Source organism: Streptomyces sp. NPDC090798 (assembly GCF_044768965.1).
Taxonomy (GTDB): Bacteria; Actinomycetota; Actinomycetes; order Streptomycetales; family Streptomycetaceae; genus Streptomyces.
On the sequence record NZ_JBIVXA010000031.1, the window covers coordinates 43,114 to 57,754 of the forward strand.

At 69.9% G+C, this 14,641-nt stretch carries 13 protein-coding genes and 2 pseudogenes; 6 read left to right on the forward strand and 9 right to left on the reverse strand.

Annotation, left to right across the window (positions count from 1 at the left end; translation table 11 throughout):
* Positions 1–400: 400 nt before the first annotated feature.
* From ACIQTP_RS41970 to ACIQTP_RS41985, 4 genes and pseudogenes are all read left to right on the forward strand, one after another.
* Entirely contained in the window at positions 401–817 is a 417-nt protein-coding gene (locus ACIQTP_RS41970; RefSeq protein WP_403410193.1) for an SAV_915 family protein, read from the forward strand.
* Positions 818–826: 9 nt separating this feature from the next.
* The gene (gene lysA / locus ACIQTP_RS41975; protein ID WP_403410196.1) at positions 827–2,260 is read left to right on the forward strand and encodes a diaminopimelate decarboxylase; all 1,434 of its coding nucleotides are present in this window, start codon (positions 827–829) and stop codon (positions 2,258–2,260) included.
* A 14-nt stretch (positions 2,261–2,274) separates the two neighbouring features.
* A pseudogene (locus ACIQTP_RS41980) lies at positions 2,275–2,442 on the forward strand (hypothetical protein); the annotation flags it as partial.
* Positions 2,443–2,512: 70 nt separating this feature from the next.
* Complete coding sequence (locus tag ACIQTP_RS41985; RefSeq protein ID WP_403410199.1) at positions 2,513–2,926, forward strand: GNAT family N-acetyltransferase; 414 nt, start codon at positions 2,513–2,515, stop codon at positions 2,924–2,926.
* Between the two features lie 103 nt (positions 2,927–3,029).
* Here the strand turns inward: ACIQTP_RS41985 and ACIQTP_RS41990 are convergent, their stop codons facing one another.
* Complete coding sequence (locus ACIQTP_RS41990) at positions 3,030–3,332, reverse strand: hypothetical protein (protein ID WP_403410202.1); 303 nt, start codon at positions 3,330–3,332, stop codon at positions 3,030–3,032.
* Between the two features lie 218 nt (positions 3,333–3,550).
* Positions 3,551–4,102, reverse strand: a complete 552-nt coding sequence (locus ACIQTP_RS41995; RefSeq protein WP_403410205.1) for a GNAT family N-acetyltransferase — start codon at positions 4,100–4,102, stop codon at positions 3,551–3,553.
* Between the two features lie 314 nt (positions 4,103–4,416).
* Between ACIQTP_RS41995 and ACIQTP_RS42000 the strand changes: the two are divergent.
* Both ACIQTP_RS42000 and ACIQTP_RS42005 read left to right on the forward strand, forming a co-directional pair.
* Positions 4,417–4,755 (forward strand): annotated as a pseudogene (locus ACIQTP_RS42000) (DNA-binding protein); the annotation flags it as partial.
* A gap of 93 nt (positions 4,756–4,848) precedes the next feature.
* Positions 4,849–5,514, forward strand: coding sequence for a hypothetical protein (locus ACIQTP_RS42005; RefSeq protein WP_403410212.1), 666 nt, complete (start codon positions 4,849–4,851; stop codon positions 5,512–5,514).
* Between the two features lie 76 nt (positions 5,515–5,590).
* Here the strand turns inward: ACIQTP_RS42005 and ACIQTP_RS42010 are convergent, their stop codons facing one another.
* From ACIQTP_RS42010 to ACIQTP_RS42040, 7 genes are all read right to left on the reverse strand, one after another.
* A complete protein-coding gene (locus ACIQTP_RS42010; protein ID WP_403410215.1) occupies positions 5,591–7,117 on the reverse strand; it encodes an NCS1 family nucleobase:cation symporter-1 in 1,527 nt (508 codons plus the stop codon).
* Positions 7,118–7,311: 194 nt separating this feature from the next.
* Positions 7,312–8,331, reverse strand: a complete 1,020-nt coding sequence (locus ACIQTP_RS42015) for a TIGR03842 family LLM class F420-dependent oxidoreductase (protein WP_402045466.1) — start codon at positions 8,329–8,331, stop codon at positions 7,312–7,314.
* Positions 8,332–8,349: 18 nt separating this feature from the next.
* Positions 8,350–9,753 carry a dihydropyrimidinase gene (gene hydA, locus ACIQTP_RS42020; protein WP_402045469.1) on the reverse strand — a complete coding sequence of 468 codons (1,404 nt, stop codon included), beginning with the start codon at positions 9,751–9,753 and terminating at the stop codon, positions 8,350–8,352.
* A 156-nt stretch (positions 9,754–9,909) separates the two neighbouring features.
* Positions 9,910–10,752, reverse strand: a complete 843-nt coding sequence (locus ACIQTP_RS42025; protein WP_403410219.1) for a nitrilase-related carbon-nitrogen hydrolase — start codon at positions 10,750–10,752, stop codon at positions 9,910–9,912.
* Positions 10,753–10,897: 145 nt separating this feature from the next.
* Positions 10,898–12,460, reverse strand: a complete 1,563-nt coding sequence (locus ACIQTP_RS42030; protein ID WP_403410222.1) for a PucR family transcriptional regulator — start codon at positions 12,458–12,460, stop codon at positions 10,898–10,900.
* A 25-nt stretch (positions 12,461–12,485) separates the two neighbouring features.
* Positions 12,486–13,769, reverse strand: a complete 1,284-nt coding sequence (locus ACIQTP_RS42035; RefSeq protein WP_403410225.1) for an aspartate aminotransferase family protein — start codon at positions 13,767–13,769, stop codon at positions 12,486–12,488.
* Positions 13,766–14,608, reverse strand: a complete 843-nt coding sequence (locus ACIQTP_RS42040; protein ID WP_402045481.1) for a nitrilase-related carbon-nitrogen hydrolase — start codon at positions 14,606–14,608, stop codon at positions 13,766–13,768. Before ACIQTP_RS42040 ends, ACIQTP_RS42035 begins: the two co-directional genes overlap by 4 nt.
* Between the last annotated feature and the right edge of the window lie 33 nt (positions 14,609–14,641).

A 14,641-nucleotide genomic window follows, 5' to 3' on the forward strand; every position in this document is an offset into this window, starting at 1 on the left:
GCTATCGATCGCCCTGCGTCCCTCCTCCCCCGTCTCTGGCATGAGCCGGCATGAAGTGGGCGAGCGGTCGAGGGCGAAGGTCGGCGACGAACGCCCCGGCCACTTGGTGAGCGTGACGACCGACTCTCCTGCCTCCAGCACGAGGGATGCGTGCCTGTGCCTCAGCGCATGGCGGTGCCGTCAGCGGCCGAGGGCGGCCCTGGTGCGGTCCTGCCCGCAGCCTCGGACGCGCCGCTGACCAGGCATCCTCCTGCCCATCAGTGTCGCGTTATGGGTCGGGGGCTTCCCGTCAAGCATCCGTCAGTGAGGGCCCCCGTACCCGCTCGGGCGGGCATACCTTCGTCGAGCGCCCGGCCGAACCGGCCGAGCGGCGTACGTCCCCTTCTTCGAGGAGCAGCACATGTCTCCAGTCGAGCATTCCGAGGATCCCGAGCCTTGTGAACGCTTCCCGGCCGGACTTCTCTTCGTCCCCGTCCGGTCGGGACCCGCAGGCTGTACGGCCCGGTTCTTCCGCACCCCCCTGGGCGGCCGTACGGCCGTCGGCTTCACCTCGACGGCGAAACTCACCGCCACACTCGGTCCGGACCAGCCCTCCATCCGGCTCTCCGAACCCGCGCTGCGCGCCCTGGCCGCGCCCCTGGGCGTCACCGCCCTCACCGTCGACCCGCAGTTCTCCGCCCCCGCCGCCGACCGCACCACGGCCACGGCCCGTGAACGCGAGAACTCCTGGCGCCGCTGGCATCCCCAGCACGTCGGCGCCCTGCGGGTGACCGGCGCCGCCGCCGCCGTCGCATGCCTGAACCTGCTGATCGGCTGAGGAGACGTCATGTCCATTCAGGAACTGCCCCTTCAGAATCCGCCCGTTCAGGAACTGCCCCTTCAAGAACCGCCCGTTCAGGAACCGCACCGGGCACCCGGGGCCGACAGCCCCGGCGAAGCGGCCCACACCGACGCGCGAGACGCCGAAGGCCTCTCCGTCTGGCCCCGCTCCGCCCGCCCCGAACCCCACGGGGACGTCTCCGTCGGCGGTGTCTCCCTCGCCGAGGCCGCCGACCGCTTCGGCACCCCGGTCTACCTCCTCGACGAACAGGAGGTCCGCGAGCGCTGCCGCGCCTACCGCACCGCCTTCCCCGACGCCGACATCCTCTACGCCGCCAAGGCGTTCCTGTGCCGGGCCATGGCCCACTGGGTCCAGGAAGAAGGCCTGGGCCTGGACGTCTGCTCCGCCGGGGAACTCGCACTCGCCGTCACCACCGGCTTTCCGCCGGAGAAGATCGTGATGCACGGCAACGCCAAAAGCCCCGAGGACCTCCGCACAGCCCTCCGGCTCGGTGTCGGACGCATCGTCGTGGACAGCACCTCCGAGATCGCCCGGCTCGCCGCGATCACACCCGCCGGCACCCCCCAGCCGGTCATGGTCCGCGTGGTGCCCGGCATCGCGGCCGGCGGACACGCCAAGGTGCGCACCGGCACCGACGACCAGAAGTTCGGCCTGTCGCTCACGGACGGCTCCGCGCAGCACGCCGTCACCCGGATACTCGACCAGCCGCATCTCGAACTCGTCGGCCTGCACTGCCACATCGGCTCACAGGTCACCGCCGTGAAACCGTACGTCGCCGCGGTACGGCGCATGGTCGGACTGCTCGCCCGCATCCGCGACCAGCACGGCATCGCCCTCCCCCAACTGAACATCGGCGGCGGCCACGCCATCGCCTACCGCCCCGGCGAGGAAAGCCTCAACGTGAGCGTGCTCGCCGGCCGGGTCCGCGCCGAACTGGAAGACGGCTGCGCCCGCACCGATCTGCCCGTGCCCCGGCTCACCCTCGAACCCGGCCGCGCGATCGTCGGCCCCGCCGGCGTCGCCGTCTACCGGGTGCTGGCCGTCAAACGCACCGCTACCCACACCTTCGTCGCCGTCGACGGCGGCATGAGCGACAACCCCAGGCCCGCACTGTACGGAGTGCGCTACGCACCCCGCCTCATCGGCCGTCCCTCCTCCGCGCCACCCCGCCTCGTCACCGTCGTCGGCCGTCACTGCGAGGCCGGCGACATCCTCGCCGACGAAGTCGCCCTCCCCGGCGACATACACCCCGGCGATCTCCTCGCCGTCCCCGCGGCCGGCGCCTACCACCTGTCCATGGCCTCCGGCTACAACCTCGTCGGCCGCCCACCGGTGGTCGCCGTGACGAACGGCATCGCCCGCGTCCTCGTACGCCGCGAATCACTGGACGACATGAGCCGCCGGGACGTCGGCCTGTAACACCGACTCCCTTCCTGGACCTCCGCCGAACTCCTCCTCGGCGGAGGACCGCCCGTTGTACCCCACGAGCAGTCCGAAAGTCCGTACCGGCCGGCGAGCCGGTCCCCGGCGACGGCGACGTCATCCAGGGCGCGGCGAGCGTCGACGAGTCGGCGATCACCGGTGAGTCCGCGCCGGTGATCCGCGAGTCGGGCGCCGACCGCAGCACGGTCACCGGTCTTCCGTGGGGCGTGACGGTGCGACGGTGCGACGGTGCGACGGCTGACGCCCGAGCACGCCCCGGCCCTCGCCGAACTCGGCACCGACGCGGCATGGATCCACGGCACATGGGGCGGACCGACCGCTCTCGCGGCGTCCGGTCTCGGCTGGGCCGCGTTCCACAAAGACCGCGTCCTCGCCGTCGCCTGCGCGTACCTGCTGGGCAGCGCATACGAGGACATCGCCTGCGTCACGGTCGCCGAGCACCGGCGCGAACACCTCGCCATCGCCTGTGTCACCGCCCTGTGGACGGACATCGCGGCCCGCGGCCACACCGCGAGCTGGTCCTGCTCCCGCGACAACCGCCCCAGCCGCCTGTTCGCCTGGACCGCCGGTTTCCGACTGGAGCGCGAGTACGTTCACTACGTGGCCGGAAGTCCCACCCGGCACGACCACCTCGCCGCATAGCCTTCGTAGCTGATGCCGCCGACGAACTCCACCGCCGCCCTGGTCGACTTGGCTCACTGCCGGTGTGAGAGGGCAAGGCAGTCGGCCGTCTCCTCCGGTGCGGTCAGCCGACCGTGACCTTGAAGGGGCTTCCGTTGCGGATGCCCAGGGCCGCCCTCACCTTCACGGGGTCCGGCGAACCATTCACCGCGAACTCGGCCCTCCCGATGCCCAGGCGGGCGTCTTTCTGCCCGCGGTAGCGGAAGTACACGGCCATTTCGTGCGGACCCGTGGTGACCGGGATTTCCGTCGTCCCCCACTGCGCCGCCAATTCAGTCCCGTCGATGTCCATGAACGGGCGGGTGAAAGCCAGATGGAAAGGGCGGGCTATCCACGAGGGGCGAATATCGACGCTCAGTCGTGGCATCACTCGATCCTTGTCATGGAGAGTCCCGTGACGTTTCACGGGCAGGTCGGGCTGTGGGCTCTGCCGGTTCCGCGTGAATCAACGACCGCTCGCGGCGAGGCGAGAGCGATGCAGAACGAAATGCCTGGACGCCGTGCCGCGGCCTCGTTCTTCGTCGCGCCCATGACGGTACGTCATCATCGCGCGAGGCCGCGGAAGTTGGCGATCAGCATCCCGATTCATGATCCACCTCCGAGGACCCTGATGGCGGGTATCCGATACAGCACACACTGGCGAAGTGGCCCTTCGGGCACGCTCGGATCCTCGAAGTCGTCCGCCGGGTCCCGGGTCATGCCGATCCGGCGCATCACCGCCTGGGAACGAAGGTTGTTGACGGTCGTCGACGCAACGACCTCCGGCAGACCGAGGGCCTCGAAGCCGAAGGCCAGGCAGGCCAGGGCGGCCTCGGTGGCGTAACCGTGACCCCACGCCGACCGCGTCAACCGCCATCCGACATCCACCCCCGCGAACGGCATGTCCTCGCCCACCTCGTCCAAGCCGACGCGGCCGATGAACTCACCTGTCTCCCGTGCTTCGAGCGCCCACCACCCAAAACCTCGCCCGTCGAACTCGGCCTGCATGAATGCCACCGCGGCATCGCTCTGCTCCCGCGTCAGCAGTTCCCCCAGGTGTTCTCGGACTTCGGGATCGGCGTTCATCGCCGCCCACGGTTCGAGGTCGGACTCCCGCCACCGGCGGAGCAGTAGACGATCGGTACGCAGTTCTGGCATGCCTGCCAGCCAACGCCATCACGATCAGGGTGTCGATCGGTTATGTCGAACCCTGCGGAGCTGTGCCCGCGCCGACCGGAATCAACCATCACAGGTGGACATTGCCGCTCGCGGGACCGACGCCGCGGGGGCGCCGGTCGGCTCGTCTCCGCGCGCCGTGACGTCCGTCGTCCCGAATACCGCCAGGAACAGGGCACTCGCGAGCGCCGCCGCCCTCGGTGACCCGCACGGGCCGCCGTGCGGACGGCGCCAGGGACGGGGAGGGCGGCGAGGCTGCCGGGGTGGGCGCGCAGGACGTACACCGTCGTGGTGGCCGTACTGACCACGAGTACCCGGCGCGGGGTGTGGGCCTGGAACGTCTCGACGACCCCGGGTCCGGTCCGGACTGGGCACGCGGGACCACCGTCGGCCCGGCCTGTGCCGCGCTGCGGGCCGCCGCCACCGAGGGGGAGGGTCTTCTCGACGAGGCCGACCGGATCCTCGTACGGGAGACACTCGCGCCGGCCCCGTACCGGATCGCGGACGAGGACATGACGGCCCGGCGTAAACCCATTCATACCGACCACTGTTTGGTGCATCTGGTGGCGTATGGCGCGTTCGCCGCCGTCGACCGGATCGAGAGCGCGCTTCCCGCCCGCACAGCCGCGGAGTGAGTTGGCACTTCCGCCCCACAGGGAGTCATGTGACACTGGCGTTCCGTCCGCAGTGTGGACTCCCTCCGCACCGTCCCCCACGAGAAGTGCGCCGTGCATTCTCTTCCTCTGCCACTCGCCCTCACCGCGCGTCTGTTGCCGGTCGCGGTCCTCGCCTGCACGGGCTGGGTCATGTCGTCCGGCACGTCGACGACGACTCCGGCCGCCACCGACCACAAGTCGCCCCAGAAGACGCAGGCCCCCTCGGACCCCGCGGCGACGGCGGTCGCGAAGACGTACACCGCGGCCCCCGCGCCCTGCACCGGCGTGACGGAGAAGACGGTCAAGGCCCTTGTTCCGGGCGCCAAGACGGCCGGTCAGGAGATTCCGTCGACCGACAAGACGGTGCGCCGCACCTGTTCCTGGAACGCGCTCAAGGGCTTCGACTACCACTGGCTGGACGTCTCGTACGAAATCAAGGATTCGGACGAAGCGGCGCAGAAGTCCTATACGGGGCGCGTCGCGGACAAGAGCGGCGGAGGTGCGGTTCCGGGCCTCGGCGACTCGGCCTACTCCGTCGTGAACCTGACCACCACGGACAAGCAGCAGACCCGTGAGGGTGTGGTGATCGTCCGCGCGTCCAACGCGCTGGTGGTCGTCACGTACAACGGCAGCAACTTCGAGACGAAGAAGGCGCCCGGTACGGACGAGATCAACAAGGGGGCCATCAAGGCCGCCAAGGACGCGGTGGCGACGCTGGAGAACGGCCAGAAGGGCTGACCGTTCTCCAACCGCCGCACAGATCCGACAGCTGTTCTCCAGCAGCCGTTCTCCGACGGCTGTTCTCCCGCACGCGTCAGACGGCGGTCTTCTCCTTGCCCCGCAACAGCATCAGCGCCAGGTACAGCACCATCGACGTACCGAGTCCGACCGCCCAGCCGTAGTCGGCCAGCGACTTCAGCGCCGGGATGGGCCGCCCGTCGATCAGCGGATGGAAGTCGGCGCCGCCGACGGCCAGGACGCCTCCGGTGAGGAAGGCGACGACGGCCCGCCAGTTCCAGCCGCCGTCATACCAGTAGCGGCCGCCCGTGCGGTACAGGTCGGCGAGGTCGAGCTTGGTGCGGCGCAGGATCCAGTAGTCGGCGATGAGGATGCCGGCGACGGTGCCGAGCAGACCGCCGACGAGGCCGAGCCAGGTGAAGATGTAGCCCTGCGGGTCGGAGTACAGCTTCCAGGGGAAGATCAGCACGCCGAGGACACAGGTGGCGAGCGCGCCGGTACGGAAGTTGATCTTCCGCGGTGCGAGGTTGGAGAAGTCGAAGGCCGGCGAGACGAGGTTGGCCGCGATGTTCACGGACAGGGTCGCGACCAGCACGGTGACCAGCGCGTAGAGGAGGCCGAAGACGTTGTCCGTCTTGGCGGCCAGCTGGACCGGGTCCCAGATGGCCTCGCCGTACACGGCCTGCGAGCCCGAGGTGACCATGACCGACAGGAAGGCGAAGAGCGTCATCGTGGTCGGCAGACCGAGCGCCTGCCCCCAGGTCTGCGCCTTCTGGCTCTTGCCGTACCGGGTGAAGTCGGGGATGTTCAGCGACAGCGTGGACCAGAAGCCGATCATGCCCATGAGCGAGGGCCAGAACAGCTTCCAGAAGTCGCCGCCCCAGCCGAGCTTCGAGGGCTGGTCGAGCAGCGGGCCGAAGCCGCCCGCCTTGCTGCTCATCCACCACAGCATCACACCGGCGCCCAGGAGCACGAAGGGCGCCGCCCAGTTCTCGAAGCGGCGGATCGTCTCCATGCCCCGGTAGATGATGGCGACCTGGAGCACCCAGAAGATCGCGAACGACAGCCACATGGTCCACGCGTAGCCGCCGACCTTCGAGGCGTTGGCCCAGCTGTCGCCGAAGAGTTTCCCGGCGAGGAAGTAGATCGCCTCGCCGCCGATCCAGGTCTGGATGCCGAACCAGCCGCAGGCCACCAACGCCCTTACGACGGCGGGCAGGTTGGCGCCGCGGACACCGAAGGAGGCGCGGGCGAAGACGGGGAAGGGTATGCCGTACTTGGGTCCCGCATGCCCGGTGAGCAGCATCGGGACCAGCACGATCAGGTTGGCCAGCGCGATGGTGAACACGGCCTGCTTCCAGTCCATGCCCACGGCTATCAGCCCGGAAGCCAGGGTCCAGGAAGCGGTGTTGTGGGCCATGCCGACCCAGAGCGCCGAGAAGTTGTACGTGGTCCACGTGCGCTTCCCGACCGGGACCGGCAGCAGGTCCTCGTTGGCGTAGGGGCCACTGGGGGCGGGCGCGTCGGGCGCGATCTCCACCCGGCCGTCGGTGAGCGTGACTTGAGCGACGGGCGGGCCCTCGCTGGGGACGGTCTCGGTCATGGGCAGGCCAATCAAGTGAGGAGTGACGGGAGAGGCCGTGCGGGTGACGCCGTGGGGGGTTGTGCGGGTGCGGTGGTGCGGTGATCCCCTTCCCCGGACGGAGGGAAGGGGACGTATGGGGAGCGGGAGCGGTGGCCGGAGTACGGCCGGTGGTGCGGTGGGCGGCCGGAGGCCGGCCGCCCGGAGCGGGGCGGTCAGCCGTTGACGGCCGGGATGACCTTCGACCCGTACGCGTCGATCACGGCCTCCTGCGCGTCGTGCATGTCGTACACCGCGAACTGGTCCACGCCCAGCGCGCGCAGCGCGTTCAGCTTCTCGATGTGCTGCTCGGCCGTGCCGATCAGGCAGAACCGGTCGACGATCTCGTCCGGTACGAACTTGGTGTCGGGGTTGTCGCTGCGCCCGTGGTGGGAGTAGTCGTAGCCCTCGCGGGCCTTGATGTAGTCGGTGAGTTCCTCGGGCACGGCGGCGGAGTGCTCGCCGTACTTGGAGACCAGGTCGGCCACGTGGTTGCCGACCATGCCGCCGAACCAGCGGCACTGCTCACGCGCGTGGGCGAGGGCCTCCGGCGAGTCGTCCTCGGTGACATACGCGGGCGCGGCCACGCAGATCTTCACCTCGGAGGGGTCACGCCCCGCCTCGACGGCCGCGTCCTTCACGGCCTTGACCATGTACTCGGTGAGATAGAGGTCGGCGAGCTGGAGGATGAACCCGTCGGCCTCCTCGCCGGTCATCTTCAGCGCCTTGGGACCGTACGCGGCCATCCAGACCGGGAGTTCGGCACCCGGCTTGACCCAGGGGAACTTGACGACGGTGCCGCCGAGGTCGGCCTCCTCGCCCCGGCCGAGGGCGCGGATGACCTTCATCGCGCCGCTGATGCGGGCGAGCGTGTTGGGCTTGCGTCCGGCGACACGCATCGCCGAGTCGCCGCGCCCGATGCCGCACACCGTGCGGTTGCCGTACATGTCGTTGAGCGTCGCGAAGGTGGAGGCGGTGACCTCCCAGGTGCGGGTGCCCGGGTTGGTGACCATCGGTCCGACCGTCAACTTCTCGGTGTTCGCGAGGATCTGACTGTAGATCACGAAGGGTTCCTGCCACAGCACGGCCGAGTCGAAGGTCCAGCCGTACGTGAAGCCGTTGCCCTCGGCGCGCTTCATCAGGTCGATGACGCGGGAGGCCGGGGGGTCGGTCTGCAGGACGAGTCCGAAGTCCATGGCGCCACTCCTAGTCACTCAGAGAAGGTACTGACAGGTGGAGCGGGGGGTGTAGACGCCGTGACCCGCGCGTCCGGTGAACTCCCGCTCGGTGATGACCGGTACGCCGCGCGAGAGCACGGTCTCGACCTGCCCGGTGACGCGCTTGCCCTCGTACGCCGAGTAGTCGACGTTCATGTGGTGCGTCTCGACCGACATGACCTGCTCGGCGTGCGGGTCGTAGATGACGATGTCGGCGTCGGCGCCCGGCGCGATGGTGCCCTTCTTCGGGTACAGGCCGAACATCCGGGCCGGGGTCGCGCAGGCGATCTCGATCCAGCGGCGGCGCGAGATGTGCCCGTCGACGACGGCCTGGTGGAGCAGGTCCATGCGGTTCTCGACGCCCGGGAGGCCGTTGGGGATCTTCGAGAAGTCGCCCCGGCCGAGCTCCTTCTGGCCCACGAAGCAGAAGGGGCAGTGGTCCGTCGACACGACCTGGAGGTCGTTGGTGCGCAGGCCCCGCCACAGGGCGGCCTGGTGGTCCTTGGGCCGAAGGGGCGTGCTGCACACGTACTTCGAGCCCTCGAAGTCCGGTTCCGCAAGATTGTCGGTCGACAGGAACAGGTACTGCGGGCAGGTCTCGCCGAAGACGTTCAGGCCCTCGTCGCGCGCCCGTGCGATCTCGGCGAGCGCCTCCTGCGCCGAGACGTGCACGACGTACAGCGGAGCGCCCGCGACCTGGGCGAGCTTGATGGCCCGGTGGGTGGCCTCGGCCTCCAGGAGCGCCTTGCGCACCTCGCCGTGGAAGCGCGGGTCGGTCTCGCCGCGCGCCAGCGCCTGTTCCACGAGGACGTCGATCGCGATGCCGTTCTCCGCGTGCATCATGATCAGGCCGCCGTTCTCGGCGGAGCGCTGCATGGCGCGCAGGATCTGGCCGTCGTCGCTGTAGAAGACGCCGGGGTAGGCCATGAACTGCTTGAAGGAGGTGACGCCCTCCTGGACCAGCAGGTCCATCTCCTTGAGCGTCTCCTGGTTGACGTCGGAGACGATCATGTGGAAGGCGTAGTCGATGGCGCAGTTGCCGTCGGCCTTGGCGTTCCAGGCGTCGAGGCCCTCGCGCAGCGAGTGACCGACGCTCTGCACCGCGAAGTCGACGATGGTGGTGGTGCCGCCCCAGGCCGCGGCCCGGGTGCCCGTCTCGAAGGTGTCCGAGGCGAAGGTGCCGCCGAAGGGCAGCTCCATGTGGGTGTGGGCGTCGACGCCGCCCGGGATGACGTACTTGCCGGTGGCGTCGATGGTCTTCTCGGCCGTCCACGACTCGGCCGCCGGGGTGCCGGTCGCGGCGAGGGCGACGACCCGGCCGTCCTCGATCAGGACGTCGGCGTGGATCTCGTCGGACGCGGTGATGACGAGGCCATTACGGATGACGGTACGGCTGCTCATGCTCCCTCTCTCCTGCCGTGCGCTGAATGCGGCGCGCTGAAAACTGCGGGTCACTCGTGGCTGGTCGCGCCCACGCGGCCAAGCCGCGCGATGCCACAGCCCCGCGCCCCTTTCGGGGGGCGCGGGAAGCCCGGCGGACTCCAGTGCCCCGCCGGGCTACGGCGCGGTCAGCGGCTCGTACGCGTCGGGACGGCGGTCCCGGTAGAACTGCCAGCGGTCGCGCACCTCGCGCAGCTTGGCCATGTCGAGGTCGCGGACGACGAGTTCGGTCTCCTTGTCGCTGGCCACCTCCCCGACGAACTGGGCCTCCGGGTCGACGAAGTACGACGTTCCGTAGAAGTCGTTGTCGCCCAGCGCCTCCACGCCCACGCGGTTGATGGCGCCCACGAAGTACTCGTTGGCGACGGCCGCCGCCGGCTGCTCCAGCTGCCAGATGTAGGAGGACAGTCCGCGCGAGGTGGCCGACGGGTTGAACACGATCTCGGCGCCCGCGAGGCCCAGCGCACGCCAGCCCTCCGGAAAGTGCCGGTCGTAGCAGATGTAGACGCCGATCTTGCCGACGGCGGTGTCGAAGACCGGCCAGTCGGCGTTGCCGGGACGGAAGTAGAACTTCTCCCAGAAGCCCTCTACCTGCGGGATGTGGTGCTTGCGGTACTTGCCGAGGTACGAGCCGTCCGCGTCGATCACGGCGGCCGTGTTGTAGAGGACGCCGGGCTGCTCCTCCTCGTACATCGGCAGGACGAGGACGATGCCCAGTTCCTTGGCCAGCGCCTGGAAGCGCCGGACGATGGGCCCTTCGGGGATCTGCTCGGCGTACTCGTAGAACGCCTTGTCCTGGACCTGGCAGAAGTAGGGCCCGTAGAAGAGCTCCTGGAAGCACAGCACCTGTGCGCCCTGTGCGGCCGCGTCGCGGGCCGCCTGCTCGTGGACCTGGATCATCGACTCCTTGTCGCCGGTCCAGGCAGTCTGGAAGACGGCGGCGCGGATCACTCTGCTCATCGGGACCTCCGGTCGCTCGGTGTGCGAGGAGCCTAGGAAGCCGTGAGGGATGGTTTGAGTTGCACCGTGTCACGTCTGAGGCGCTGTGCCGTTCCACGGTGTCACCCCCGCGTTGTCCCATGTTTCACCTGAGTCGTCCCGTGTTTCACCGTTGTTGCGCGTCGTGTGCGAGCAGTGCGATGTGTACGGAGGCGGCCTGCTCGAAGTCGTCGAGGTCGACGCCGAGCCGGGCCTCGATGGCCTCCAGCCGGCGGTAGAGCGCGGGCCTGCTGACGTGGTGGAGCTGCGCGGTGCGGGACTTGTTGCGGCCGGTCGCGAGGTAGGTCCGCAGCACGGGCAGCAGCTCCGACTCGGCGTCGGCCCCGCACAGCAGCCCGTCCAACTCCCGTTCGGCGAAGGACTGGACGTTCGGGTCGTCGCGCAACAGCCGTATCAGGCCCCGCAGATGGACGTCACGCAGTCGTACGAGCACCGGCTGGTCCTGGTCGGCGGGTGCGTCGGCGGCGGCCTCGGCGACGTGCAGGGCCTCGCGCAGGCCGCCGGGGACGTCGTCCCAGGCGGTACGGGGCGAGGCCGCCGCCACGGTCGTACGGGTGCCGGTCTCATGGCGCAGGCGCAGCGCGAAGTGGGCGGCCAGCGCCTCCGCGTCCTGGTCGCGGGCGAGGCTGAGCAGCACGGCGGTGGCCCCGTCGGCGAGCTCGGCGACCAGTCCGGGCAGCCCCACCAGACGTAGTACGCGGTCGAGTTGGGCCGGGTCTCCGTCCCGTACCACCAGCGGCAGGAAGGCCCGCCGGTTGACCGGCAGCCCGGCCGCCCTGGCCCGCGGGAGCAGCTGCCGCGCCGGTACGACCCCGCTCACCAGGTCGGTCAGCAGGCTCTGCGCGGACTCCTCCTCCCAGGTGTGCGCGGAGCCGCCCAGCATCCGGTGCAGGACCAGAGCCTCGGCGGCACGGTCGGCGAGCAGCCGCCCGGTGGCGGCGTCGCCCCGGTAGCCGCACAGCACGATGCGGCCCCATCTCTCGCCGCGCCCGCCCAGCTCGGCGCGGATCCAGCCGTCACCCTCGCTGCCGCCCGCCTGCCGGGCGATGCGCTCCCAGTCGCGCAGCACGTCGTCCACCGCGGACCGCTCCCCCGCCGTGGCGAGGACGCGATGGGCGAGGTTGGTGACGACGACCGGGCACGCGGCGTGCACGGCGATCTCGTCGAGCATCCGTTGCAGGGGCGCGCCCGTGGTGATGAGCCCGGTGAGCGCGGTCCGTACGGCCTCGGAGAGGCTCACGGCCGCGAACTTGCTGCGGACGAGCCGGGACTGGACCTCCTCCGTCAGCTCGGCGAACGGGAAGGGCCGGTGGAGCACCACCATGGGCAGTCCGCAGCGCTCGGCGGCCCGGCGCATCACGTCCGGCGGGGTCGGGAAGGCCCGGCCGAGTCCGAGGACTACGGCCGCGGCCTCCGCGCGGTGCAGCGAACGGATGTACTCGGCCTGCGCGTCCGGGTCGCCGGCGAGCAGGACCCCGGTGGTGAGCACCATTTCCCCGCCCGTGAGCATCACGCCCACGTCGGCGGCCTCGGCGACGTGCACCCAGCGCACGGACCGGTCGAGGTGGCCCGCGCCGGCCACCACCTCGGGCTCTCCGGCGAGCACCCGGTCCAGGGCGAGGACCTGGCGTACCGACAGGGCGGGTTCCAAGGCGGTGGCGGTGGTCATGGCACGTTCCCTTGCTCAGAACTTCTTACTGGATACACCTCAGCGCGTGCTCGAGGATCGCCGCGCCCTCCTCCGCCTCCGCGACGGTGAGGGAAAGCGGCGGTGCGATGCGCAGCACGCTGGTGTTGTGACCGCCGCCCTTGCCGATCAACAGGCCGTCCTGGCGGGCTGCTTCGAGCACGGCCGCGGCGCCTTCGGGGTACGCCTCGTCGGTGCCGGGTTTGACCAGCTCGACGCCGATCATCAGCCCGCGCCCGCGCACCTCCCGTACGTAGTCGAGCGGCACGGAGATCGCCCGCAGCCGCTCGCCGAGCAGACCGCCGACACGCCGGGCGTTGCCCTGGAGGTCGTGTTCGAGGAGGTACGTGAGGTTCGCCAGGCCCGCCGCCATCGTGATCGGCGAGCCGCCGAAGGTCGAGATGGAGTTGGAGTCGAGGCAGTTCATGATCTCGGCGCGCGCGACGACGCCGCCGATGGACATGCCGTTGCCGATGCCCTTGGCGAAGGTGAGCATGTCCGGCGGGCCGGCGGCGGCGTGCGCCTGCCAGCCCCAGAAGTGCTCGCCTGTGCGGCCCCAGCCGGTCTGCACCTCGTCGGCGATCCAGAGGATGCCGTGCTGGTCCAGGACCTCGCGGAAGGCCGCGTACAGGCCGTCGGGCGGCGCGGTGAAGCCGCCGACGCCCTGGATGGGTTCGGCGATGAGGGCGGCGGGCGGGCGGACGTGACCGAGCAGGTCCTTCAGGTCGTCGACGCAGGCCGCGATGAACTCGGCGTCGTCGAGTTCGGCGTACGGGCCGCGGGTGCGGACGCCGCCGTGGACGTACAGCGTCTGGAGGGGCGAGAGGGAGGTCGGCGACCAGCCCTTGTTGCCGGTGATGCCGACCGCGCTGAAGGAGCGGCCGTGGTAGCTGTTGCGCATCGCCAGGATCTGGTTGCTCTGCCGGTGGGCGGTGGCGAGCAGCAGGGCCGTGTCGTTGGCCTCGGTGCCGGAGGTGGTGAAGAAGACGCGGGCGTCGGGGATGCCGGACAGCTGGGCGATCCGCTCGGCGAGGTCGACCATCGGCCGGTTGAGGTAGAGCGTGGAGGTGTGGATGATCCGCCCGGCCTGCTCGCTGACGGCCTTCGTCACCTCGGGCAGGGCGTGCGCGGTCATCGTCGTGAGGATGCCGCCGAAGAAGTCGAGGTACTTGTTGCCCTGGGCGTCCCAGACGTGGCGGCCCTCGCCGTGGGTGATCTCGATCGGGTCCTCGTAGTAGAGGGCCAGCCAGTCGGGCAGGACGGCCTTGTGGCGTGCGTACAGGTCGCTCACGGCTGCACCAGCCCCTCGTAGGCGTCGGGCCGCCGGTCGCGGTAGAACGCCCACTGCTGGCGGACCTCCTCGATCAGGTCGAAGTCGAGGTCGCGGATGATCAGCTCCTCGGCCTTGTCACTGGCCGTCTCCCCCACGAACTGTCCGCGCGGGTCGACGAAGTACGAGGTCCCGTAGAAGTCGTTGTCGCCGTACTCCTCCTGCCCGACCCGGTTGATCGCGGCGATGAAGTACTCGTTGGCGACGGCCGCGGCGGGCTGCTCCAGCTGCCAGAGGTAGGCGGAGAGGCCGCGGGAGGTGGCGGAGGGGTTGTAGACGAGCTGGGCACCGTTCAGGCCGAGCTGCCGCCAGCCCTCGGGGAAGTGGCGGTCGTAGCAGATGTACACGCCGATCCTGCCGACCGCGGTGTCGAAGACCGGCCAGCCCAGGTTGCCCGGTTTGAAGTAGTACTTCTCCCAGAAGCCCTTCACCTGCGGGATGTGGTGCTTGCGGTACTTGCCGAGGTAGCTGCCGTCGGCGTCGATCACGGCCGCGGTGTTGAAGTAGAAGCCGGACTGCTCGACCTCGAACACGGGCACGACGATGACCATGCCGGTCTCGCGTGCGAGCTCCCGCATACGAGTGACGGTGGGCCCGTCGGGCACCGGCTCCGCCCAGCCGTAGTGCTCGGGCTCCTGGACCTGGCAGAAGTAGGGGGCGTTGAAGACTTCCTGGAATCCGATCACCTTGGCGCCCTGGCGGGCCGCCTCGCGGGCGTGCTCCTCGTGCTTGGCGACCATGGATGCGGTGTCGCCGGTCCAGGTGGCCTGGACCAGAGCGGCGCGTACGACGTTGGCCATGAGCTGCTCCTTCGACGGGACGTCAGAGAGCCT

Excerpts from the sequence above, each read along its gene's own strand:
- ACIQTP_RS41970 (WP_403410193.1), top strand. The coding sequence starts at position 401 with ATGTCTCCAGTCGAGCATTCCGAGGATCCCGAGCCTTGTGAACGCTTC.
- lysA (WP_403410196.1), top strand. The coding sequence starts at position 827 with ATGTCCATTCAGGAACTGCCCCTTCAGAATCCGCCCGTTCAGGAACTG.
- ACIQTP_RS41990 (WP_403410202.1), bottom strand. The coding sequence starts at position 3,332 with ATGCCACGACTGAGCGTCGATATTCGCCCCTCGTGGATAGCCCGCCCT.
- ACIQTP_RS41995 (WP_403410205.1), bottom strand. The coding sequence starts at position 4,102 with ATGCCAGAACTGCGTACCGATCGTCTACTGCTCCGCCGGTGGCGGGAG.
- ACIQTP_RS42010 (WP_403410215.1), bottom strand. The coding sequence starts at position 7,117 with ATGACCGAGACCGTCCCCAGCGAGGGCCCGCCCGTCGCTCAAGTCACG.
- ACIQTP_RS42015 (WP_402045466.1), bottom strand. The coding sequence starts at position 8,331 with ATGGACTTCGGACTCGTCCTGCAGACCGACCCCCCGGCCTCCCGCGTC.
- hydA (WP_402045469.1), bottom strand. The coding sequence starts at position 9,753 with ATGAGCAGCCGTACCGTCATCCGTAATGGCCTCGTCATCACCGCGTCC.
- ACIQTP_RS42025 (WP_403410219.1), bottom strand. The coding sequence starts at position 10,752 with ATGAGCAGAGTGATCCGCGCCGCCGTCTTCCAGACTGCCTGGACCGGC.
- ACIQTP_RS42030 (WP_403410222.1), bottom strand. The coding sequence starts at position 12,460 with ATGACCACCGCCACCGCCTTGGAACCCGCCCTGTCGGTACGCCAGGTC.
- ACIQTP_RS42040 (WP_402045481.1), bottom strand. The coding sequence starts at position 14,608 with ATGGCCAACGTCGTACGCGCCGCTCTGGTCCAGGCCACCTGGACCGGC.